Origin of the sequence: Spiroplasma endosymbiont of Amphimallon solstitiale (genome assembly GCF_964030965.1) — a bacterium.
Taxonomy (GTDB): Bacteria; Bacillota_I; Bacilli_A; order Mycoplasmatales; family VBWQ01; genus Spiroplasma_E.
In genome coordinates this window covers 53206-76596 of record NZ_OZ034999.1, presented here as the reverse complement: position 1 = coordinate 76596, position 23391 = coordinate 53206, and the positions used below count along the sequence as shown (strand labels likewise).

General features: G+C 21.5%; 23 protein-coding genes and 3 pseudogenes. 13 read left to right on the top strand and 13 right to left on the bottom strand.

From position 1 onward, the window contains the following. The first annotated feature begins 33 nt into the window (after positions 1 to 33). Positions 34 to 330 (top strand): transposase, encoded by a 297-nt coding sequence (locus tag AAHH39_RS00425; RefSeq protein WP_425288910.1) that lies wholly within the window; start codon positions 34 to 36, stop codon positions 328 to 330. A gap of 489 nt (positions 331 to 819) precedes the next feature. Here the strand turns inward: AAHH39_RS00425 and AAHH39_RS00420 are convergent, their stop codons facing one another. Together AAHH39_RS00420 and AAHH39_RS00415 are read right to left on the bottom strand one after the other, a co-directional pair. Continuing rightward, entirely contained in the window at positions 820 to 1233 is a 414-nt protein-coding gene (locus AAHH39_RS00420) for a hypothetical protein (RefSeq protein WP_342218468.1), read from the bottom strand. 713 nt (positions 1234 to 1946) lie between these two features. After that, positions 1947 to 2891, bottom strand: a complete 945-nt coding sequence (locus tag AAHH39_RS00415) for an IS30 family transposase (protein ID WP_342217458.1) — start codon at positions 2889 to 2891, stop codon at positions 1947 to 1949. A gap of 282 nt (positions 2892 to 3173) precedes the next feature. On the opposite strand from AAHH39_RS00415, the gene AAHH39_RS00410 reads away from it, so the two are divergent. Continuing rightward, the gene (locus tag AAHH39_RS00410; RefSeq protein WP_342218467.1) at positions 3174 to 4079 is read left to right on the top strand and encodes a hypothetical protein; all 906 of its coding nucleotides are present in this window, start codon (positions 3174 to 3176) and stop codon (positions 4077 to 4079) included. A gap of 29 nt (positions 4080 to 4108) precedes the next feature. Here the strand turns inward: AAHH39_RS00410 and AAHH39_RS00405 are convergent, their stop codons facing one another. The 3 genes from AAHH39_RS00405 to AAHH39_RS00395 form a co-directional block, all read right to left on the bottom strand. Beyond that, positions 4109 to 4372: a SemiSWEET family transporter gene (locus tag AAHH39_RS00405; RefSeq protein WP_342218466.1), complete on the bottom strand. Its 264-nt coding sequence runs from the start codon at positions 4370 to 4372 to the stop codon at positions 4109 to 4111. A gap of 221 nt (positions 4373 to 4593) precedes the next feature. Further along, positions 4594 to 5445 carry a serine protease gene (locus tag AAHH39_RS00400; RefSeq protein ID WP_342218465.1) on the bottom strand — a complete coding sequence of 284 codons (852 nt, stop codon included), beginning with the start codon at positions 5443 to 5445 and terminating at the stop codon, positions 4594 to 4596. A gap of 268 nt (positions 5446 to 5713) precedes the next feature. Beyond that, positions 5714 to 6115 carry a hypothetical protein gene (locus tag AAHH39_RS00395; protein ID WP_342218464.1) on the bottom strand — a complete coding sequence of 134 codons (402 nt, stop codon included), beginning with the start codon at positions 6113 to 6115 and terminating at the stop codon, positions 5714 to 5716. A 325-nt stretch (positions 6116 to 6440) separates the two neighbouring features. Between AAHH39_RS00395 and AAHH39_RS00390 the strand changes: the two genes are divergently transcribed. The 4 genes from AAHH39_RS00390 (at position 6441) to AAHH39_RS00375 (ending at position 8950) form a co-directional block, all read left to right on the top strand. Next, positions 6441 to 6740: a hypothetical protein gene (locus AAHH39_RS00390; RefSeq protein ID WP_342218463.1), complete on the top strand. Its 300-nt coding sequence runs from the start codon at positions 6441 to 6443 to the stop codon at positions 6738 to 6740. Between the two features lie 225 nt (positions 6741 to 6965). After that, complete coding sequence (locus tag AAHH39_RS00385) at positions 6966 to 7346, top strand: hypothetical protein (protein ID WP_342218462.1); 381 nt, start codon at positions 6966 to 6968, stop codon at positions 7344 to 7346. A 50-nt stretch (positions 7347 to 7396) separates the two neighbouring features. Then, positions 7397 to 8341, top strand: coding sequence for an IS30 family transposase (locus AAHH39_RS00380; protein WP_342217458.1), 945 nt, complete (start codon positions 7397 to 7399; stop codon positions 8339 to 8341). A gap of 210 nt (positions 8342 to 8551) precedes the next feature. Next, positions 8552 to 8950 carry a hypothetical protein gene (locus tag AAHH39_RS00375; protein ID WP_342218461.1) on the top strand — a complete coding sequence of 133 codons (399 nt, stop codon included), beginning with the start codon at positions 8552 to 8554 and terminating at the stop codon, positions 8948 to 8950. Here the strand turns inward: AAHH39_RS00375 and AAHH39_RS00370 are convergent. Then, complete coding sequence (locus tag AAHH39_RS00370) at positions 8940 to 9245, bottom strand: hypothetical protein (protein WP_342218460.1); 306 nt, start codon at positions 9243 to 9245, stop codon at positions 8940 to 8942. The genes AAHH39_RS00375 and AAHH39_RS00370 overlap by 11 nt on opposite strands. Positions 9246 to 10245: 1000 nt before the next feature. Next, positions 10246 to 10963 (bottom strand): annotated as a pseudogene (locus tag AAHH39_RS00365) (IS5 family transposase); the annotation flags it as partial. Between AAHH39_RS00365 and AAHH39_RS00360 the strand changes: the two are divergent. The 4 genes and pseudogenes from AAHH39_RS00360 to AAHH39_RS00345 all read left to right on the top strand — a co-directional run bounded on the left by AAHH39_RS00360 (position 10945) and on the right by AAHH39_RS00345 (position 13719). Continuing rightward, positions 10945 to 11544: a hypothetical protein gene (locus AAHH39_RS00360; protein WP_342218459.1), complete on the top strand. Its 600-nt coding sequence runs from the start codon at positions 10945 to 10947 to the stop codon at positions 11542 to 11544. The pseudogene AAHH39_RS00365 and the gene AAHH39_RS00360 sit on opposite strands and share 19 nt — an antisense overlap. A gap of 314 nt (positions 11545 to 11858) precedes the next feature. After that, positions 11859 to 11978, top strand: a pseudogene (locus AAHH39_RS13170) (IS30 family transposase); the annotation flags it as partial. Positions 11979 to 11993: 15 nt separating this feature from the next. Beyond that, positions 11994 to 13109: a hypothetical protein gene (locus AAHH39_RS00350; protein ID WP_342218457.1), complete on the top strand. Its 1116-nt coding sequence runs from the start codon at positions 11994 to 11996 to the stop codon at positions 13107 to 13109. After that, a complete protein-coding gene (locus tag AAHH39_RS00345; protein WP_342218456.1) occupies positions 13051 to 13719 on the top strand; it encodes a hypothetical protein in 669 nt (222 codons plus the stop codon). The genes AAHH39_RS00350 and AAHH39_RS00345 overlap by 59 nt, the downstream gene beginning before the upstream one ends. Positions 13720 to 13950: 231 nt before the next feature. Here the strand turns inward: AAHH39_RS00345 and AAHH39_RS00340 are convergent, their stop codons facing one another. Then, positions 13951 to 14904 (bottom strand): Mbov_0401 family ICE element transposase-like protein, encoded by a 954-nt coding sequence (locus AAHH39_RS00340; protein WP_425288914.1) that lies wholly within the window; start codon positions 14902 to 14904, stop codon positions 13951 to 13953. On the opposite strand from AAHH39_RS00340, the gene AAHH39_RS00335 reads away from it, so the two are divergent. Together AAHH39_RS00335 and AAHH39_RS00330 are read left to right on the top strand one after the other, a co-directional pair. Then, positions 14900 to 15103, top strand: a complete 204-nt coding sequence (locus AAHH39_RS00335; protein WP_342218454.1) for a hypothetical protein — start codon at positions 14900 to 14902, stop codon at positions 15101 to 15103. The two genes, AAHH39_RS00340 and AAHH39_RS00335, sit on opposite strands and share 5 nt — an antisense overlap. Before the next feature lie 434 nt (positions 15104 to 15537). Continuing rightward, positions 15538 to 15711 (top strand): hypothetical protein, encoded by a 174-nt coding sequence (locus AAHH39_RS00330; protein WP_342218453.1) that lies wholly within the window; start codon positions 15538 to 15540, stop codon positions 15709 to 15711. 108 nt (positions 15712 to 15819) lie between these two features. On the opposite strand, the gene AAHH39_RS00325 is transcribed toward AAHH39_RS00330, so the two are convergent. The 3 genes from AAHH39_RS00325 to AAHH39_RS00315 all read right to left on the bottom strand — a co-directional run bounded on the left by AAHH39_RS00325 (position 15820) and on the right by AAHH39_RS00315 (position 20027). Next, positions 15820 to 17844, bottom strand: a complete 2025-nt coding sequence (locus AAHH39_RS00325; protein ID WP_342218452.1) for a hypothetical protein — start codon at positions 17842 to 17844, stop codon at positions 15820 to 15822. After that, on the bottom strand, positions 17789 to 19036 hold the full coding sequence (locus AAHH39_RS00320) for a hypothetical protein (RefSeq protein WP_338957148.1): 1248 nt from the start codon (positions 19034 to 19036) through the stop codon (positions 17789 to 17791). The genes AAHH39_RS00325 and AAHH39_RS00320 overlap by 56 nt, the downstream gene beginning before the upstream one ends. A 145-nt stretch (positions 19037 to 19181) precedes the next feature. Continuing rightward, positions 19182 to 20027 carry a hypothetical protein gene (locus AAHH39_RS00315; RefSeq protein ID WP_342218451.1) on the bottom strand — a complete coding sequence of 282 codons (846 nt, stop codon included), beginning with the start codon at positions 20025 to 20027 and terminating at the stop codon, positions 19182 to 19184. Positions 20028 to 20049: 22 nt separating this feature from the next. Here AAHH39_RS00315 and AAHH39_RS13165 point away from each other — a divergent pair. Further along, a pseudogene (locus AAHH39_RS13165) lies at positions 20050 to 20166 on the top strand (IS30 family transposase); the annotation flags it as partial. Between the two features lie 23 nt (positions 20167 to 20189). Here the strand turns inward: AAHH39_RS13165 and AAHH39_RS00310 are convergent. Together AAHH39_RS00310 and AAHH39_RS00305 are read right to left on the bottom strand one after the other, a co-directional pair. After that, positions 20190 to 21704: a hypothetical protein gene (locus AAHH39_RS00310; protein ID WP_342218450.1), complete on the bottom strand. Its 1515-nt coding sequence runs from the start codon at positions 21702 to 21704 to the stop codon at positions 20190 to 20192. A 3-nt stretch (positions 21705 to 21707) separates the two neighbouring features. Further along, on the bottom strand, positions 21708 to 22886 hold the full coding sequence (locus AAHH39_RS00305) for a hypothetical protein (RefSeq protein WP_342218449.1): 1179 nt from the start codon (positions 22884 to 22886) through the stop codon (positions 21708 to 21710). Between the last annotated feature and the right edge of the window lie 505 nt (positions 22887 to 23391).

Sequence of the window (23391 nt, the reverse complement as noted above, 5' to 3'; positions counted from 1 at the left end):
AAAGAAAAAACAGATCGTAATAGCGCTATAATAATGATTGAAAATGAAAAAGAAAATCTTTCTGCAGTTCAAAAAATAATAGTAGATGCTGGTTATACTGGTGAAAAATTTGCTTCTGAAATCAAAACAATCATAAATGCAAATGTTGAAGTGATAAAACGTAATGAATTACATACTTTTGTAGTATTACCAAAAAGATGAATTGTAGAACGAAGCTTTGCTTGATTAGAAAAATACAGAAGATTATGAAAAAATTGTGAAAGAAAACTAAATACTAGTTTACAAATGGTTGTTCTTTCATTTATTTCAGTTTTATTAAAAAGATTCTAAACAGGTTCTAAGGAATCATCATTAAGTTGTTGATTATTATCAATCCTATATGTTTTTCCTCCATGTCTCTTGTTTTTGATTTCTTTCACAAAAATGTTTTCTTGTTTTAAAATATCTTCTATGGATTTATTTTCTAATAGAAAATTACTTTAATTTTGTAGAAAAGTAATGATACATGATAAAGTGTTATTTTTAGAGAATTTTTACACTAAATAATGTTACTTTTAACAAATTTTTAATTAAAAATAATATTTTAAGTGTAAATTGATGAATAATTTTTGGTCATCCATACTTTTCTACATAATTAAAAGAAAATTATATGTTTGTGATTTAGTTTTGTCAGTCATGTTAATATCTCCTTTTAAATATTAAAACCCATTTACTTTTAAAATAAAGTAATGGGTTAAAACTTATATATTGGATAACAGCTATATGTTATCAAATTTTGTGTATTTTACAATTAGTTAAGTTTTAACCAAAATTTAACTATTAATTGTCTATATTAATATTAAATATTTGGGTTTTGAAAGTTGCTAGTTTTCAGTTGTAAATTTTGATTTGTTCATCAACGAATTTTTTCATGCTTTCATTTGGAACTAAAAGTAAAACTTCGCATCCGTTTTTACAATAATGTCGTAATCCATCAAACTTTTGTCTCATTCGTTGTTTAGTTTTTCTAGTTCTTTCAAATTCAATAATCATGATTTTATTTTCATAGTGAACTAATAAGTCAGGATATCCTTTTTCTCGATAACTTTCTGCTTTTAGTTCTTTTTCTGTTTGATATGAAATAATGTCATTTTGTTGAGATAGTCATTTGATGAGTAAATCTTGATGAACTAACTCGTTGTAGTTAATTCTTTTAATTATGTAGAAAAGTATGGATGACCAAAAATTATTCATCAATTTACACTTAAAATATTATTTTTAATTAAAAATTTGTTAAAAGTAACATTATTTAGTGTAAAAATTCTCTAAAAATAACACTTATATAAATGAAACACTGTAATTATATAAACAAGTTAATTATACATTGTTGCATATTGTTTACAAATTTGATTTTTCTTTAAAAATCTTTAAAACAAAATCTTTTTCAATTTTCAAAATTTCTTCTAGCGAAAAATATTTATTAAACTTCTCACCTAAAGTTTTGATATAAAACTGTCATTTTTCATTATCACTTTTTAATCAAATTGTTTCACTAATAATTTCTTTTAAATTTCATGTTTGAAAAACTAGTATAGAATTTTCTTTTAATTATGTAGAAAAGTATGGATGACCAAAAATTATTCATCAATTTACACTTAAAATATTATTTTTAATTAAAAATTTGTTAAAAGTAACATTATTTAGTGTAAAAATTCTCTAAAAATAACACTTTATCATGTATCATTACTTTTCTACAAAATTAAAGGAATTTTCTTCAATAAAATTAAGAATGCATTTATCATTTAAATTATTCTTCTTTAATCAATTTTGATAAGTTGATAGAATCTCTTGCTCTTTATTTGTTAATTGCATAATTTTATCCTCCTAATCTTTTCATGAAATTTCATTTGATTTATTACTACTGTTTTTTTGATCACCTGAATTGTAAATATAAATGGGACAGTTTTTTAAAATAATTGTATTAAATCTATTGGTCTTTTATAAGATAGTGATTTTCTGGGTGTAGAATTAATTTGAAATGCTATAGTATTTAAATCTTTTTGTTTATATGAAGATAGATCTGTAGATTTTGGTAAATATCTTCTTAAAATACCATTATTATTTTCATTTAAACCTCTTTGACAAGGTTTACCAGGATCTGCAAAATAAATCTTAACATTACAATTTTTTTCGATTAATTTTCATTTACTAAATTCTTTACCACGATCAAAAGTAATAGTTTTAACTGTTCCTTTTTGTAACTTTGAAATAAATTTTATTATACTTTTTGTAATATTTTCTGATTTATTATTTTTAGTTGCTAAAGGAATTGTGGTTTTTGATCATATATCAGCTAAAGTAATAATAGAACTTTTATGATCTTTACCAATGATAGTATCACCTTCTAAATGACCAAATTCTTCTATATTTTTAATATTAGGAATGATTAAATTTCTTTCATGAATAGACTTACAATTATTAATTCTGCCCCTAGTTTCTTTTTGTTTGTGAGGTTTATTTTTTCCTTTTCTCAATAAGTTATTTTCATCAAAACCCATTCGATTTGTTTTAAACATGTTATATAAAGTTTTTGTTGAAATACTTTTTATTTTATTTTCCTTTAAAAAATTAGCAATTATATCAAGAGCATAATTTTTAGTAATTAACAAATGATTAATAGTATTAATTTCTATTAAAGTTAAAATTATTAATTTTCTACCTGCATTTTGTTTATTTTTTTGAATTTTATTCAATATTTCTAATGGTAATAAGTTTTGATTTAATAATCTACAAACTCTATGTACAGTTGATTTACTATAATCAATGGCTTTTGCTATTTTACGAATCGAAAATCCATAACTTTTATATTCTTTTATTGCTATTATTGATTCAATAGTCAGATACTTATACATTGTGCTAATTCCTTTCTTTTCTTAATTATAGAATTAACACAATTTAATTTTTATATAAGTGTCCTTTTTAATTTTACAATTCAGGAAACATTAAAAGAAGAAAAAAAACATAACAAAAAGTAAATATTAAGTAATTTATAATTCAATTTATATTAACACTTAACTAATTGTAAAATACACAAAATTTGATAATATGTAGTTGTTATCGAATATATAAATTTTAACCCATTGCTTTATTTTAAAAGTAAATGGGTTTTAATATTTAAAAGGAGAAAATGAAAAATGCTAGATTTATATTTTCAAAAATATTTTATAGATAAAGGCGATGGTGAATTTTTTAATCTAATAATTAATGAGATAATTCAAAAAAATGTAAAAGTTAAAAATGAGAATCCAATGGAAATTTTAATAAAATTGAAATTTAAAGAAACTAATAGTTTTCACGAATTTAAATCATTAATTGAAGAACATGTTAAAATATTCCTTTTTTATGAAATCAAAGAAATTTTAAATGAATGAAAGAAAAGAAATATTATTAAAATTAATGCTTTTGAAAGAAAAGAAAAATATAATCTTCAAAATGTTCCTGATGGTAATTTTAAAGATTGCTATAAAATTTTTCAAAAAAATAATGAATATTTTAATGGAAATTATAGTATGGCTATAGTTCCTAAAATTCATCAAAATTTACAAGAATTAAAAAATATATATAAATCAATCAATAAAGATGATTTGTTTCTAGAAAAAGATTATTTGTTAGATTTGCTTAAAAAATTTCAGGAAATTACAACTATAGAATTATTTAAAATTAAAAACTTAGAATTACGAAATCATGAACAGAATTTAATTACAATTAATAAAGATATACATAATATAAGAAAAAATATTAAATATTTTGAGCAAAAAAAGATAAATCCAGTTTTCAATTTTGTTATTAAATTTTTTAGTTTTGGATGTATTGACAAAAATAAAGATATAAAAAATAAAATTTTATTAGAAAATCAGGAACTTAAAAAAATACTATCAAAAAAAGATGATACTAATAATCAAATTGAAAAATTAAAAATAGAAATATCAAAATTCGAATATGCAACAAATTATGTAAAAATAAATTCTATTGGTTTACAAAATAAACATCTTTTATCAAGTCAATATCAAAGTACTAGTAGTAAATCACAAAAAATGTAAATAACCACCATAACTATGCTGGTCTATTTTTATGGTTCTTTATAATGAATATTTAATTTAAATCCTAAAATAATAATTGTAGATATTAAGATTATTGAATCTAAACTTACAACTTCTCAATTTTTTATGAATATTCCATAAGTCATTCATAAAAAACAAGATAAAAATTGAATTAATAACATGAAAAATGATAAATCACGTATTCTTTTTGTTTTAATAATTTTTATAATTTGAGGTAAAAATATAAAACTATTTACAACAACTGCTAATCAACCAATTATTTCTACATTCATAATATTCACCTTTCTTTTTATTTTTTTAAAATAACACAATGATATATGAATTGTCATATATCATTGTGTTTAAAATTAAAATTTGTAAATCAATTAAATAATTATTTTTGAGTTTCACTTTCATATATTTTTTTGTTTGCTTCTGCATTTTTACATATTTAGTTTTTTCTTTACTAGTCATTTCTTTTCAGTGATTACCAATCAATTATGCATGAAATCTATTAACTAAAATTATTAGTATTTTCTTTAATTCAATCATAAAAAGCGCCAACAAATGTAAAAACACCAGGTTCAGGATCAATTAAATTATCTTCTGTATTATCAACAGGAGCACCACTAACAATTCCAACAAGAACATCTTTATCATTTTGTTTTATAAATAGTGGGCCTCCACTATCTCCAGGAGCAGCAGTAATTCTTTTATCACCAGTTATTATTCCAGCTAAAATTTCAGTTTTAGGATTTCAACCATTTGGAAATGTTCATCTAGGGTCTTTACTAACACTATCATCTAATATGGGAATATTTGCTTCTTGCAATTTATTTGGAAATATTCTATTTCCATTATTATCAACACCACAAACACCTTTTCCAATAACAGTCGCAATAGTATTAGTTTTTGGTTTTTCTAGTTTATCATATAAAGAAATTGGTTTTATATCATATATAGGTTTATTTAATTGGACTAATGCGATATCATGAGTTCAATTAGGCTCTTTGCTATTAGCTCAAGTCATAAAATTCTTAATTTTTCTTTTAATAACAACTATTTCATTTTTTTGATTATAAAATTTAAATTCAATTTCAATTCTGTCTATGTCTTTCGGAGTTGCACCTTCAAAAACATGATGAGCAGATAATAATCAATTTGGTGAAATTAAATTTAAATTTATGTTAGTAGAAGAAAATCAAGCATATTTACCTTCAGGAACGTCTGTTCCATTAGTTACTCTTAATTTAATATTTGATTTAAAGTCATTATTTACAACACTATTTGTAAAAACTGGTTTTAAATTACTTGCACTTGTTCCTACTAATGCACTAAGAGTTATTGTAGTTAGTAATTTTTTCATTTTATTTTCTCCTTTTTAGTTATGTGTTTTTAATTGCTCTTTTTTCTTTACTAAAAAGCATATAAGCATTCATTGGTCTTTTAACTTTATTTGACATATTTTTACCCCCTAAATTTTCTTACTATAATTTTACATGATTTAAAAATTAATTTTTCACATATTGGTTTTTAGTAAAGAAATTTATCCATGATTGCGATTTTTTAACTTTAATGATTGCATACAAATTTGCTTCTTAAGTTGTTTATTTTCTTGTCTGAAATTTTGATTTTTATTTAAAACTTTTTTTATTTTTTTTTAATTCAATTTTATACCCAAGATTTTCTTTAATTTCCATTTCTTGAATTTTAATAAATAAAGAATTGTTTTTACTGATAAATATTTGTTTTTTATTATTATCAATTCATTTTTGATTTACTCATTCAAGTGGTATAGTTCTGTAATATATTGGTCTTATATATTGAATTTGATTATTAATTTTAATTTTATAATAATCATGATTACTTGACTCAGTAGTCATCAATTGTACTTTTACATGACTTGGATAAGATTTAATAACAATTGCTGGACGATACTTTTGCTTACCAGTTTCTTTATCAATATCATCAGTAATTTTAACACGAATTCCCATACCCTTTATATATTGTTTTCATTGTTTTTGATTATTTTCCATGCTAATGCTCCAGTCATTGACCTTTTACTATTTTTATGCTATCATTATAATGTAAGTATAACTTTATGTTATGCAAGGTTCTATAGGAATCGAATTTTCCCACGATTAAATTAATTGTTGGGTTTTTTTTATATAATTTCTTTTATTAATTCTTCATATGCTTATTATTGACGACAAAAACAAGCATATGAAGAACTTATTGCAGAAATACTGTAAACATAATATAATTTATATAACGTTATTCATTTATAACGTTATATTTTTAATGATTATATAAATATATATATTTATTAAAAATATAAATTAATTTTAAGAGTATAAAAATATGAAACAATTTTTAATTTTATTAAGTAGTATTACAACTTTAACAATTTCAACTAGTACATTTGCTAATTTGAATCAAAATACTACTTTTACTAACAATTTACAAACAAATAATAATAATCAAAATTCATTATTTAATAATCAATATGGTTATTTAAGTACTAGTGATTGAATTACTAACCAATCAACAACCAATCATAAATTTTATAGTTATGATACTTCAGCATTAAAAAATTATACTTTTGCCAATGCTAGAAATACCTTCTTAGTAGATATAACCTTTAATTTTGTAGAAAAGTAATGATACATGATAAAGTGTTATTTTTAGAGAATTTTTACACTAAATAATGTTACTTTTAACAAATTTTTAATTAAAAATAATATTTTAAGTGTAAATTGATGAATAATTTTTGGTCATCCATACTTTTCTACATAATTAAAAGATATAACAGGTAACCTAGTTTATAATCCTGATGTTACTATTCCTGATAAAGATAAAGTTAATATTGAAAATACAAAACAAGAAATGATTAGTTATCGAAAAGTAACTACTATTAAAAATGATTATAATCCATATAGCAAAAGCGAATATTCTAATACATATTTTAGCGGTGATAATAATTGACAATATATTCAATTAGGTGGAGTTGAAAAACACATTGATATTTCACAAAAAGCAGGTGCTGATAAAGTTGACCATAGTGATGATTTAAGTGAAAATTTAGGACTATATTATATTGGCAAATCAGCATATGAAAATAAAATTAGTCAAATAATAGCTAATAAGTTAGGACAGTATTTTATTAACCAATCTAGTTTAAAAGGACAAATTAGCAATGAATTAACTACTACCATTGTTAATTTAATTATTACCTGAATTGTAAAATTAAAAAGGACACTTATATAAAAATTAAATTGTGTTAATTCTATAATTAAGAAAAGAAAGGAATTAGCACAATGTATAAGTATCTGACTATTGAATCAATAATAGCAATAAAAGAATATAAAAGTTATGGATTTTCGATTCGTAAAATAGCAAAAGCCATTGATTATAGTAAATCAACTGTACATAGAGTTTGTAGATTATTAAATCAAAACTTATTGCCATTAGAAATATTGAATAAAATTCAAAAAAATAAACAAAATGCAGGTAGAAAATTAATAATTTTAACTTTAATAGAAATTAATACTATTAATCATTTGTTAATTACTAAAAATTATGCTCTTGATATAATTGCTAATTTTTTAAAGGAAAATAAAATAAAAAGTATTTCAACAAAAACTTTATATAACATGTTTAAAACAAATCGAATGGGTTTTGATGAAAATAACTTATTGAGAAAAGGAAAAAATAAACCTCACAAACAAAAAGAAACTAGGGGCAGAATTAATAATTGTAAGTCTATTCATGAAAGAAATTTAATCATTCCTAATATTAAAAATATAGAAGAATTTGGTCATTTAGAGGGTGATACTATCATTGGTAAAGATCATAAAAGTTCTATTATTACTTTAGCTGATATATGATCAAAAACCACAATTCCTTTAGCAACTAAAAATAATAAATCAGAAAATATTACAAAAAGTATAATAAAATTTATTTCAAAGTTACAAAAAGGAACAGTTAAAACTATTACTTTTGATCGTGGTAAAGAATTTAGTAAATGAAAATTAATCGAAAAAAATTGTAATGTTAAGATTTATTTTGCAGATCCTGGTAAACCTTGTCAAAGAGGTTTAAATGAAAATAATAATGGTATTTTAAGAAGATATTTACCAAAATCTACAGATCTATCTTCATATAAACAAAAAGATTTAAATACTATAGCATTTCAAATTAATTCTACACCCAGAAAATCACTATCTTATAAAAGACCAATAGATTTAATACAATTATTTTAAAAAACTGTCCCATTTATATTTACAATTCAGGTTAATAATAAAGATATTTATAATTTTTTATATAATGCTCCAATAAAAATAACTGATAAAAATTATTCATTAAATTGAATTTTTGATAGTAATAATCAGTTAGTTGCAGTTTATTAGAATCAATTTAATAAATCAAATATAAATAATAACTTAAATTATTATTATTACTGAACTTATTTTATGTTTGGAACTGTCAATGATAGTTCAGATACCCACAATTTACTAAATTGAAAAAAATATGCTCATAATTGAGATACCTTTATTAAAATTTTTCCTACATTTGTTTTTGATAAAGATTCATATGTAAATTTATCAGTAATGAGTCATGGCAGTAGCAAATTTACTAATTTAAAAACTAATGATATTTTAACTAATCAAGGTGAAGGTAATACTAATTCTTTATATAATATCTCTATTCCTTATTCGGCAGGTCGTTATCACTTTAAAGAAATATTCGATTTAAATATTTGACATGATAATGAAAATATTTACTTTAAATGATTTTTATGTGGTATCGAAGGGGGTAGTGAATATACTATTAATTTAAATAATATAAACTTTATTAATATTATGAATTAAATATTTCTATATGGTGTTGTTCTAATTTTCAGTTGTATGCTTTAATTTGCTCATTAACAAATTTTTTCATATTTTCTTTAGGAACAAGTCATATGATATGAATATTTTGTTTTAAATATTGTCTTAAACCATCAAGTTTGTCTTCAAACCGCTTAATGGTTTTTCTAGTTTCAAATGAAATCATAAAAAAATTTATTGATGAACAAAATAAAAATAAATATAGTATTAAAGTAGAATTAAAACAAAAAAGTTTTTTAATTATGTAGAAAAGTATGGATGACCAAAAATTATTCATCAATTTACACTTAAAATATTATTTTTAATTAAAAATTTGTTAAAAATAACATTATTTAGTGTAAAAATTCTCTAAAAATAACACTTTATCATGTATCATTACTTTTCTACAAAATTAAAGAAAAAGTTTAATAAAAACAGGTAATATTCAAAATATAAGTAGAAAAGATTTCATTTCACCTTATTATATTAATGATAAAATTAGTAAGAATCTGTTTAGATCTTTCTAATATAATTCCGCTAAAACAAGGAATAATTATTTATAAATAGGTATTTAATTAGCATTTTATTTTCTTGTTCATTTTTTCTTTAAAAAATTTTATAATTTGATCACTTATCAACTAAAAATCTATTTTTTTATTATAAATAAAAACTTATAATATTAATTTAATTAAAAATTAGTCAAAAAAGATCCTAAACAGGTTCTAAGTCAAGAAATCCCTAATTTAGAAACTATTAATAAAACTGTTGCTGGTGCTATTAATGAAAATAAAGCAAATATTGATAAAAAACAAGATAAAGAAATATGAAAAGTAATAAGTAAAAGTAAAAATAATCGTGAATGAGATACGTTTGAAATTAATTTTAATACTGTATATAGAGTAATTATAACATTAGATGAATTACCAGTAAATCAAGCAAATATAAAGCATAAAGTAGAATTTAAAACTGGTAATTATTTAGGTGGAGATTACTTACTTGCAAAATTTAAAATTAAAGATGAAGATGTAATATTAACTTTAACTGTTAGAACCTGTTTAGAATCTTTTTAATAAAACTGAAATAAATGAAAGAACAACCATTTGTAAACTAGTATTTAGTTTTCTTTCACAATTTTTTTTTAATTATGTAGAAAAGTATGGATGACCAAAAATTATTCATCAATTTACACTTAAAATATTATTTTTAATTAAAAATTTGTTAAAAGTAACATTATTTAGTGTAAAAATTCTCTAAAAATAACACTTTATCATGTATCATTACTTTTCTACAAAATTAAAGCAATTTTTTCATAATCTTCTGTATTTTTCTAATCAAGCAAAGCTTCGTTCTACAATTCATCTTTTTGGTAATACTACAAAAGTATGTAATTCATTACGTTTTATCACTTCAACATTTGCATTTATGATTGTTTTGATTTCAGAAGCAAATTTTTCACCAGTATAACCAGCATCTACTATTATTTTTTGAACTGCAGAAAGATTTTCTTTTTCATTTTCAATCATTATTATAGCGCTATTACGATCTGTTTTTTCTGCTGTGGTTATGTAAATTGCATGTGGTAAACCTTGAGAATCAACAACAATATGACGTTTTATGCCTGAAATCTTTTTACCAGCATCATAACCTTTATTTTCGGTAGTATCTGTATTTTTAACACTTTGCGAATCAATTATACAAAAACTAGTTTGTTCTTTGCGATTATTATTGATACGAATTTTTTTAACTAATTTTTTTTAAAATTAATTGCAATACACTAGGTTCTTTACCATTATTTTTACTTCAAATTTGAAAATAATAATATACAGTTTGTCATTTTGGAAAATTTTTTGGTAGCATTCTTCATTGACAACCACTTTTTAATACATATAAAATTGCACAAAATACTTCATATAAATCTAAACTTCTTGGTTTTGTTTTCTTTTTGCTATTTTCTAAAATTGATTTTATGTTCTCAAATTGTTCTTTGGTGACATGACTTGGATAATTTTTATGCATATATACCTCTTATTTTAAAATATATAATCATTTTACATTATTTTCGAAAAGATTCTAAACAGGTTCTTAGAGAAAGTAGTTTTAATTGTAGTTTATATTTAAAAGGTGGAGATATTAATTATGGTGCTATTCTTTCATTAGAAGAATTACAAAATACAATTAAAGTTGATGTTACACCAAAAATAAAAATTAATTCAAAAAGTTTAGAAACAAATGAAGTTGAAGAAAATTGTTGAGATATTGAATTACCAGATAATCCAACACCAAGTCCAAGTGGTTCAAACTGAAAAGAAGTAGGAATAAGAGAAAAAAATAAATGAGATAATTGACAAATTACTTATGATTTTATAGTTAATAAACATTATAGAGTTTATTATTCTTGAAGTATATATAATCCAGTTTATACTATTCAAGAATTTATTATAACGGATAACAAAATTGCTGGTGTACCAATACAAACCTTCAATGATAGTGTTAATATAGTAATTTTATCAGTTCAACATGCTAAATTGATTACTATTTATAGTGGAAAAGGTAATTTAAAAGGTAATTTATGAAAATTAGAAGAATTACAGGAATAATATTATGTTTTTTAAAATTATAAAAATTATTTTAGGTTTAATTGGAGTAATTCTATCATCAGCAACTGCTGGTTTAATTATATTTATTATAGTAAAAATTGTATTAAAAATTAATCAAATCTTTTAGAAAGGTGGTGAGTATTATGCTAAGTTTATTTAAAAGAAAAGATAAAACAAATATTAATGATAATCAAAATGAAAAATTAAAATTTTTAACTAATAAAAATAAAAGTACACATGCTTCTATTTTAAATTATTTTGGTTTTAATGATTTTAATCATGAAACTTATTTTACTGATTTTGTAGCAGAAAATAATTTTAATTATGTAGAAAAGTATGGATGACCAAAAATTATTCATCAATTTACACTTAAAATATTATTTTTAATTAAAAATTTGTTAAAAATAACATTATTTAGTGTAAAAATTCTCTAAAAATAACACTTTATCATGTATCATTACTTTTCTACAAAATTAAAGGAAAATAATGCTAATCTATATAATGCTCCATTAGATATTAATAATGAAACTATTAAACAATATTTAATTCAACAAGAATTTTATAGAAAAAATTGAAATTCTATTTTTAAATTAAGTAAATTAGGAATTAGTGGTTATTTAATTTATATTGCTAATGATGACTTATATTTTCAAGTAATAGATATTCAACAAAGAGTTTATGATATTACTGGTAAATTAATTCAATGTACTATTTTTTATGATAATTATGAACAAAATTCTCAAACTGTAAGATTATTTGAAGTTTATACATTAAATAATAAACAAGTAACAATTAATCGTGCAATTTATAGTATTAATGATACTAAAAAACAAAATAAATTAGATTTTAAATCATACATTAATAATCCCAATTTAGTACAAGAACAAATACTAAATATTAATTATATACCAATAGCAATTATGAGAAATAAAGCAAATGAACAAGCAGATTGTGAAAAAGTAATGGATAAAATTAAAGCATTAGATGTTATTTATGAACAAATTGTTTTAGATACTATTTTAAACTCACCTAAATTTATATTTAGTCAAACTTATGGTAATGTTCAATCAACATTAGAAGAAGCAGTAAGAATATTGGTTACTAAAAACTACATATTTAAAAGTGGTGGAGATAATAATGAACAAAACGAAAATATCAATATGACAAATAGTAATTTTAAAGGTAAAAATTTAACTGATATATATGATTGAAATGTTAATGAAATATTTAAACGTTGTGGTATTCATATACCAAGTCAAAAGAAATCTGCACAACAATCAGTTCCCGAAAGTACAGCAGTTAATATTTCAACCATTAATTATATTGAACAAAAATTATGACAATTTAATATTGATATTCTTAAATTTATTCAAATATTAGTACGTATGGATAAAGATTTATTAAATAGTAAAACATTTAATATTAATGATGAACAAGAAATTAATAATTTAACAGTTAAATTAAAATTATTTAATCCCGAAAATAACCAATTAATAGGAGAAAACAATGGACAACCAAGACAACAAACCACAAACCAAGTTTCCACAGAAACAAAAGCAAACTAAACTTAATCAAGCAGATGTAGAAAATGATTATTTAATAGATAATATTCCTTATGACTTTACTAATATGATGCGTGCTACTAGTGATCCAGATATTAATAGAGCTTATGATGAATTTAAAAAAAGAACAATTTATATTTATGAAATTGAACATTTATTTAAAAATAATGAAAATAATAGTTTAAGATTTTCAGCAAATACTATTAAAATTGGATTTATTGATATTGATAAAGTATTAAAAACTACTGCTGTTGAAACATCTGACTTTACTATGCAATTAAATCAAAGAGCTAGCACCAATATTAATGATAATACAATTGAATATAGTATGACTGATATTAAAAATTTAATATTTCAAGAAATAAATTTATTAAATCAATTTAAGTTATATGCAGTTAGTATTAATGAACCATTAACTGAAAATAATATTGATAATTTATATATCATTAATAATTATTCACAACCTTATCAAAATCCAAAAACAAGAAGTACTAAAAGTATTACTATTATTAAAATTAAAGATTTTAAAACAAGAGATGGTTATCCAATTATTATTAAATTACAAAAACCATTAGACAAAGATACCAAGGTTAAAAGTATAACGGGACGGTAACAAAAACGGAGGATATAATTACTTTTTAAACATTTCTTTTAAATTATAGACAAGAAATAATTGTAATTATATGCAATTGTAAGTAAATATTACTACTAAATTAAATTAATTTCAATTAAAATACAAATATTAAAAAATCAATAAGAAAATTTAATATAAATACACAACAAAAATTCTTATTAACTTTTAATTAATAAGTTTTTAATATTTTAATAAAAATAAAAATTTTGATTATGTTTTAGAATTCACAAGATTACATTTAAAAATAACCATTTTAATATAAATATCTATGCTATATGTTCTATTACCAAGCATTTCTTTTAAAATATATCAAATATTACTTTCAGCAAAAGTACCAATATTTCATTTTGCACCTTGATTTTCAATTCCTTGTTTATTATTTTTAAAATATTGTTTTTTTAATTTTTTATGATTTTTTAATATTTCATTCATATACTTTATTAATTCATCATATTGACCATTTTCAATAAAGTTTCTACAAGTATTATATTCTTCAAAATATTTTCCTTTGTTTCCAGCAATAATTCCTACATACAACTTTTTAACTAAATGGAATTTATCTAAAACAAATTGTGCATCTAAATAATTAGCAACATCTTTAATTCATTCTGCACTATCTCCACAAATAATGATTTTTGCTTGGTCAAAATTTTCAAAAAATCTATTTCCTTGTTCTAAAATAAATTCAGCAGTTTTTTGAACTCCAATTTTAGTTTTTGTTGGTCTTATTATTACATCTACTCTTTTATTAACTAATTTATGATTAACATTATCTGTACAAAATAACACTAAACGCATTGAATATTTACCAGAATTTCGTTTAAATTTTCAAAACTTTCGATGTCCATCATCAATACTAATATAAATAAATTGATTTGGTTCTAATTTTATTTTAGGAACATCTAATTTACTAACTTGATATTCTTGAAATAATCTACTAATACTTGTTGTGCTAAATTTTGTTTGTTTCATAGTATGTAAAATGTCAATATACCTTTTTCCATCTGCAAAATGTTCAATAACATTATTTTTGATATCTTGACAAGTCCTTTTGTATTTAGGTAATTGCAATTTTTCATCTAATAAACAAATAGGAACTCATTTTTTTAATTGTTCATCATAATATTTATAATCACGACATTTATAAGTAACAAGACCATTGATAGTATTTCTAGTTCTTGTTTTAATTTTAACGGGGATATATTTTCTATCTCTTTCTTTTAAGATTCTTCAATCTGTTTTTTCTTTTAATTATGTAGAAAAGTATGGATGATCAAAAATTATTCATCAATTTACACTTAAAATATTATTTTTAATTAAAAATTTGTTAAAAGTAACATTATTTAGTGTAAAAATTCTCTAAAAATAACACTTTATCATGTATCATTACTTTTCTACAAAATTAAAGGTTTTTTCTCATTGATTTTTTACATCATCTCTAAATGATTGATACATTCTTTTTGTTGCTTCTTTTAAAGTTCATAAATAATTAAAACTCATATTTTTTCTCCTAACTTTTTTTAAATTTTAAATTTATTGTAAATATATTTAAAAAATTAATTTACTTTTTTATTATAAACATATATAAGTGTAATTTAAAATTAAATCAAAACTTTTTAAAAAACGACTTTCATATTTAAAATATAATAAACAATTTCAATATAATTAATAGTATAGGTATTATAAAATAAACGCCTTTAATTTAGGCGTTATTTTGCATTTAAAAGCATACTTGTAAAAATAATAGAAAATAGTACAATTTAAAAGTGAAATTAAGAAAAAAAGGAGTAATTTAATATGAAAACATGAATAAAAACAAATTTTCAAAAAATAGCATTATCATTTGCTGTAATAACTGGTTCTACCGGTTTAATATTAGGTGCAGTTGCATATTATCAAACTAATGGATTAACAAAATATTTAGACCATTTTTATGAAGAACATAGGGGGGGCAATTATTTGGGAACATAAAAGAAATGATAAATATAAAATAGAATTATATTTTGGAGTTAATCCAAAAAATCAAGATGATATAAAATGAGATGGTAAATATCCTGATGGATATTTTTATAAATAATTTTAAATTTCTAAATTAATATAAGAAATATTTTCATTATATTTATCAAATAAATTAATATTGGTTAATTTTATTTCTTGTTTATCAGTCATTAAAATTAAATCATAATTTCCAGCACCAAATATGCCACTAATTTCAATCCGATTTAAGTTATTAATCGGATTTTCAATTTGTAATTCAAATTCACTATTATCATCAATTTGTGAAACTTCTTTATAAAATTCTAATTTAGAAAATAATTGAGATTTATTTGAACCATATAAACTTAAAGCATTTTCAATTTTATTATTACTAATGATTACTCTTGTAAAATATTTACCATATTCACCATTACCTAGTGTTCAATCAGCAGGAATTAATGAAGGTATATTATTACTTTCTAATTCGTTTGTAATAGATAATCAATTAAATTGGTTATCATCTAACTTAAATAATTCATTTTGACTAATATCATTATTTTTTAATTTAATATTATTAATATCTGTAAAATCAAAATAATTAGATTTTAATATTACTTTTGCATCTTTAAATTGTCAAATTTCATCTTTATTAGTATGTATTGGATTTGATTTTAATTCAAAATAATAAGGAAAAAGTATTTTATTATCATCATTTAAACCTTTATTAATAGACATATTAGAATAAATATTATTTGATAACATAATTACTATTTGTTTTAATATTTGCACTTGTGATAAACTAATATAATTTGGATAATCTAGTTTTCACTGTTTAAACAAATTACTAATTACTTCATCTAGTTTTTGATTTTCAAATTTTGCTCGTAGTATATCCATTTCATTTGGGGGAGTTATTAAAGATGCACCATCAAAATTTCTATTGTAATTATATGTATAAGTTAGCATATCTAATAATACTTGTTGTAAACTATCAACTGTTGGTGCGTCTTTAATTTCAATTTCTATATCATCAAATCTGTTATTAGTTGCAACATATTGATAAAATTGGCTTTCACCCGGAAAATTTCAAACTTCTTTGTCTTTTAATTCTTTTTGTTTTTTCAATGGTCACTGACCATTTCAAACAGTACCCATTTCATAACCTAATCAAGCATGTGTTACTCTTGCATTATTAAAAATTTCTTTTCTTGTTTCTTTACCACCACCAATAGCAATTAAATCTAAAACTGATTTTTCTTGTCCTATGAATTGTTTTGCAAGATTTCAAGGTAATATTTGTTCACTAAATCATTGTTGTAATATTCTAACTTTTGGTTGAGTTTCAATAGGCATTGATAACAACGGAAATGCTATCTTATCTTTAACAAATAACTTTGGGTATACTTCCATATTGTCAACTTCACCAAGTACCTTTATATTGCCAAAAATCATGCTTCTAGGGGCTTTAATTTTTAAACCAATTACTTTTGTATCTTTATCTAATGGTTTTTGTAATTTAATAATAATTGGATAACCATCTCTTGTTTTAAAATCTTTAATTTTAATAATAGTAATACTTTTAGTACTTCTTGTTTTTGGATTTTGATAAGGTTGTGAATAGTTATTAATGATATATAAATTATCAATATTATTTTCAGTTAATGGTTCATTAATAGATACTGCATATAACTTAAATTGATTTAATAAATTTATTTCTTGAAATATTAAATTTTTAATATCAGTCATACTATATTCAATTGTATTATCATTAATATTAGTACTTGCTCTTTGATTTAATTGCATAGTAAAGTCTGATGTTTCAGCAGCAGTAGTTTTTAATACTTTATCAATATCAATAAAACCTATTTTAATAGTATTTGCTGAAAATCTTAAACTATTATTTTCATTATTTTTAAATAAACGCTCAATTTCATAAATATAAATTGTTCTTTTTTTAAATTCATCGTATGCTCTATTAATATCTGGGTCACTAGTAGCACCCATCATATTAGTAAAATCATATGGAATATTATCAATTAAATAATCATTTTCTACTTCTGCTTGATTAAGTTTAGTTTGCTTCTGTTTCTGTGGAAACTTCGTTTGTGGTTTGTTGTTGTTTTCCATTGTTATCTCCTATTAATTGGTTATTTTCGGGATTAAATAATTTTAATTTAACTGTTAAATTATTAATTTCTTGTTCATCATTAATATTAAATGTTTTACTATTTAATAAATCTTTATCAATTTTCACTAATATTTGAATAAATTTAAGAATATCAATATTAAATTGTCATAATTTTTGTTCAATATAATTAATAGTTGAAATATTAACTGCTGTACTTTCGGGAACTGATTGTTGTGCAGATTTCTTTTGACTTGGTATATGAATACCACAACGTTTAAATATTTCATTAACATTTCAATCATATATATCAGTTAAATTTTTACCTTTAAAATTACTATTTGTCATATTGATATTTTCGTTTTGTTCATTATTATCTCCACCACTTTTAAATATGTAGTTTTTAGTAACCAAAGTTCTTACTGCTTCTTCTAATGCTGATTGAACATTACCATAAGTTTGACTAAATATAAATTTAGGTGAGTTTAAAATAGTATCTAAAACAATTTGTTCATAAATAACATCTAATGCTTTAATTTTATCCATTACTTTATCACAATCTGCTTGTTCATTTGCTTTATTTCTCATAATTGCTATTGGTATATAGTTAATGTTTAATGTTTGTTCTTGTGATAAATTAGGATTATTAATGTATGATTTAAAATCTAATGGAAATTGTTTTTTATTATCACTAATACTATAAATTGCACGATTAATTGTTACTTGTTCATTATTTAATGTATAAACTTCGAATAATCTTACAGTTTGTGCATTTTGTTGATAACTATCATAAAAAATAGTACATTCAATTAATTTACCAGTAATATCATAAACTCTTTGTTGTATATCAACTACTTGAAAATATAAATTATCATTTGCAATATAAATTAAATAACCACTAATTCCTAATTTACTTAATTTAAAAATAGAATTTCAATTTTTTCTATAAAATTCTTGTTGAATTAAATATTGTTTAATGGTTTCATTATTAATTTCTAATGGAGCATTATATAAATTAGCATTATTTTCTGCTACAAAATCAGTAAAATAAGTTTCATGGTTAAAATCATTAAAACCAAAATAATTTAAAATAGAAGCATGTGTACTTTTATTTTTATTAGTTAAAAATTTTAATTTTTCACTTTGATTATCATTAATATTATTTTTTTCTTTTCTTTTAAATAAACTTAGCATAATATTCACCACCTTTCTTTAAAATATTTGATTAATTTTTAATATAATTTTTACAATAATGAATATAATTAAACCAGCAGTTGCTGATGATAGAATTACTCCAATTAAACCTAAAATAATTTTTATAATTTTAAAAAACATAATATTATTCCTGTAATTCTTCTAATTTTCATACATTACCTTTTAAATTACCTTTTCCACTATAAATAGTAATCAATTTAGCATGTTGAACTGATAAAATTACTATATTAACACTATCATTAAAGGTTTGTATTGGTACACCAGCAATTTTGTTATCCGTTATAATAAATTCTTGAATAGTATAAACTGGATTATATATACTTCAAGAATAATAAACTCTATAATGTTTATTAACTATAAAATCATAAGTAATTTGTCAATTATCTCATTTATTTTTTTCTCTTGTTCCTACATCTTTTCATTGTTGATTATTTGGACTTGGTGTTGGATTATCTGGTAATTCAATATCTCAACAATTTTCTTCAACTTCATTTGTTTCTAAACTTTTTGAATTAATTTTTATTTTTGGTGTAACATCAACTTTAATTGTATTTTGTAATTCTTCTAATGAAAGAATAGCACCATAATTAATATCTCCACCTTTTAAATATAAACTACAATTAAAACTACTTTCTCTAACAGTTAAAGTTAATATTACATCTTCATCTTTAATTTTAAATTTTGCAAGTAAATAATCTCCACCTAAATAATTACCAGTTTTAAATTCTACTTTATGCTTTATATTTGCTTGATTTACTGGTAATTCATCTAATGTTATAATTACTCTATATACAGTATTAAAATTAATTTCAAACGTATCTCATTCACGATTATTTTTACTTTTACTTATTACTTTTCATATTTCTTTATCTTGTTTTTTATCAATATTTGCTTTATTTTCATTAATAGCACCAGCAACAGTTTTATTAATAGTTTCTAAATTAGGGATTTCTTGACTTACAGCATTCAATTGAAATGCAATAGGGAATTGTTTTAATTATGTAGAAAAGTATGGATGACCAAAAATTATTCATCAATTTACACTTAAAATATTATTTTTAATTAAAAATTTGTTAAAAATAACATTATTTAGTGTAAAAATTCTCTAAAAATAACACTTTATCATGTATCATTACTTTTCTACAAAATTAAAGGGGAATTGTGACTTTACATCTTCTAATTTTTTATCAATTTCTGGTTTTGTATAATATTTAGTTGGGTCAACTCCACCACCACTATCTTTAATTCATTGTTTAATAAATTTAGTTGGTGGAATATCTAAATCACCCGTAAATAAACCAGTTCCTAATTCTCTATATTGTAAAACTTTATAAGTAATATCTTCTTTAATTAAAGATAATTTATCTTGTTTTTTATCTAATAAATTATTAGTTTCTAGTTTTGTATAATAATCACGTTCAGTATTTTCTTCTGCTATAAATTCAGTTGGTGTTCCAGTACCTTGATATTGATATATATTATGAATTATTGGTGTATACTTTTTTGTGCTATTAGCAACAATAAATTTTATTAAATTATCATCATATAATAACATTACTTTGTCAATATTAACATCAATTTTTTCAATTATTATTTGTCTATTTTCTATTTGATGATTAGTAATTCTTATATTAGATTTAGTTAATTTATTATTACTTATAATAAGTTGTTTACTATCGATAAAATAATATGTTCAATCAATAATATATCATATATCTGTTTTAATATTTTCATTTTTAACTTTTTTTCATAAAGGACTAGTTTCAATATTAAATCAATTATTTTTAATATCATCAATATTTTGTTTATTAATATCAACTTTATTTTCTAATAATTTAATACTATTTTCATTAGTAGTAATTCTTTTTTGTTGTTTAGCAGAAAAGTCAGCAGTCGCAGCATGAGTAAAATCACCAATTTGTGGATTATTTTGTAATGCTTCTGGTGGTAATGTACCAATTTCATCAGGTCAATCTAAAATCATTGTTTCAGTTTTTGGGTCATAATCAGTTGCAACATAACCTTTATTTATAAAGTTTGTAACACGACCCCTATATATCTCATTTTCGTTATCATTAACTAAATCATCATATAATTTTATTTGTTTTGATAATGTAAATTCTTTTTGTTCTTTAATTAATTCATCAACTTGATTTCTAGTATAAAATACTTTTAAGTCAATTTTTTCAATATCTATTTCATCTTGATTATAATTTGAAAATACTTGTTTTAATTCTGTTAATCTTGCTCATATTTTCATTCTACTTGGTGCTAAATCTCAAACATTAATTGTAGGAATACTACTTGCATTAAATGATGTACCATTATTGAATTGAATAGTAGCATCAACATTAAATTCAATTGGTGTACGATTAAATACTCAATGTTCAACCATTACATAAACCATATCTCTTAATGTTTCTTTAATTAATTCATCTTTAAAACTATCAAAAGGAAATTTAGATAAAATAAAATCAAGATAAGCATTAATATCATTTTGAGCGCGAATAGCAAAAGTTGTAAATCAGTCTTTTACATTAGGTCATGTATTTATATATTGCGGTGGAGTTTCTGTAATTTTTCCAGTTAATGGATATCAGTTATTATAATTTTCAAGACTGACATCAGTTCAAAGTTTATTAATCATAATTTATCATTCCTTAAAAAATGCTTTTTTATAATGTTTAGTTTTTGTTTTAGTTTTCCTATGTGATATATGGATAATTTCTTTTTGTAATTTTTTCTTACCTTTTTCTACAACTTGACTATATGCAAATTTTTCTAAATGATGTAATAGTCCAGTACCAAATAAAGTATTAACTGAAAATTTTAAACCAACACTTTTAAATGATTTATTAATATTTTCAATAGGATTATTAATAACATTTACTACTTTATGATAAGTTCTAATAGTTCTAAATATTTCTCTATATACTTTAAAACTATCTCTAATTACTTGTTGCACCACTGGTGGAGCAAATGCTATTGCTTTTAATCATTTATTACGATTAACACCATAACCAATGTATCAACCACTATATCAACGATATCAATGAAATGGATGTATTTGAGTAACAAAAGTTTTTGCTTTAAGAATACTATCAACAACTGTAATTGGTTTATACTTAGGATTACGATGATAAATAGTAATTGCACATTTGTCTAATGATAAAGGTTGAATTTTACAACCCATAAATACTGGTGAATTTAGTGGAATTAATTGTGCATGTTTAATTGCTCTTTTTTCTGCACTAGTAAATAAATCTGTTGCTTTTTCTTTTAATTTATTAATTTTTTCAAATGCTTGTTTTTCTAATTTTTCAAATTTTTCTTGTAATTTATATATACTTTCTCGTAATTTTTCAAAATATGGTGTATCTTTTCAAAATTTATTTAAACCTTTTTTTAAATAAAATCTAATATCAAAATACTTAAAAATTTTATTTGCATTTAAAACAATTTTATGAATTGAACTATTTTTAAAATTAAATTTAATAGCATTAGCACGAATTTTTTGTAAATCTAAAATTAAAGTTTTTCCATATCTATTCTCTGTATGTATTGTATGAACTAAATTTAATCAATCATGTTGGTTCATTTTTAATACTTCTTTTAATTCAGTATTATATTTTTTTAAAAAGTTATTTGCTTTTTCAATATCTTTAATTTTAAACTTTGGAGTTAATTGTGGACTTAATTTTATTAATGTATTTTGTAATGATAAATATTCTTTTATTTGTTGTGATTTTAAAGATTTAAAATTATTTTTAAATTGTTTTTCAGCAACATAACCTAAATTTTGTGTTATTGTTTCACGATTAGGTGCCAAACTATAATTAAATAAATAACGTTTATTACCAATGATTTTATCTGTTAAAATTTCTTTTCCACTTACTTGACTAATAATTTCTTGTAAATTTTTTGCTTCTTTAACACCAATTTGTTCTAATGTTTTAGTTTTTTGTGCTAACTTAATAAATTTAGTAGTACGATAACCACGACTAATTTTATTAATTCCAACAAATGCAGGTAATATATTAAAAAAAGTATTTAATGGTGTTACATTTCCTTTTAAATAACCTGAATTGTAAAATTAAAAAGGACACTTATATAAAAATTAAATTGTGTTAATTCTATAATTAAGAAAAGAAAGGAATTAGCACAATGTATAAGTATTATAGCATTTCAAATTAATTCTACACCCAGAAAATCACTATCTTATAAAAGACCAATAGATTTAATACAATTATTTTAAAAAACTGTCCCATTTATATTTACAATTCAGGATTTAACAAATAAAAATATTTTTTTTAAAAAGAAGAATTAAAAAATAA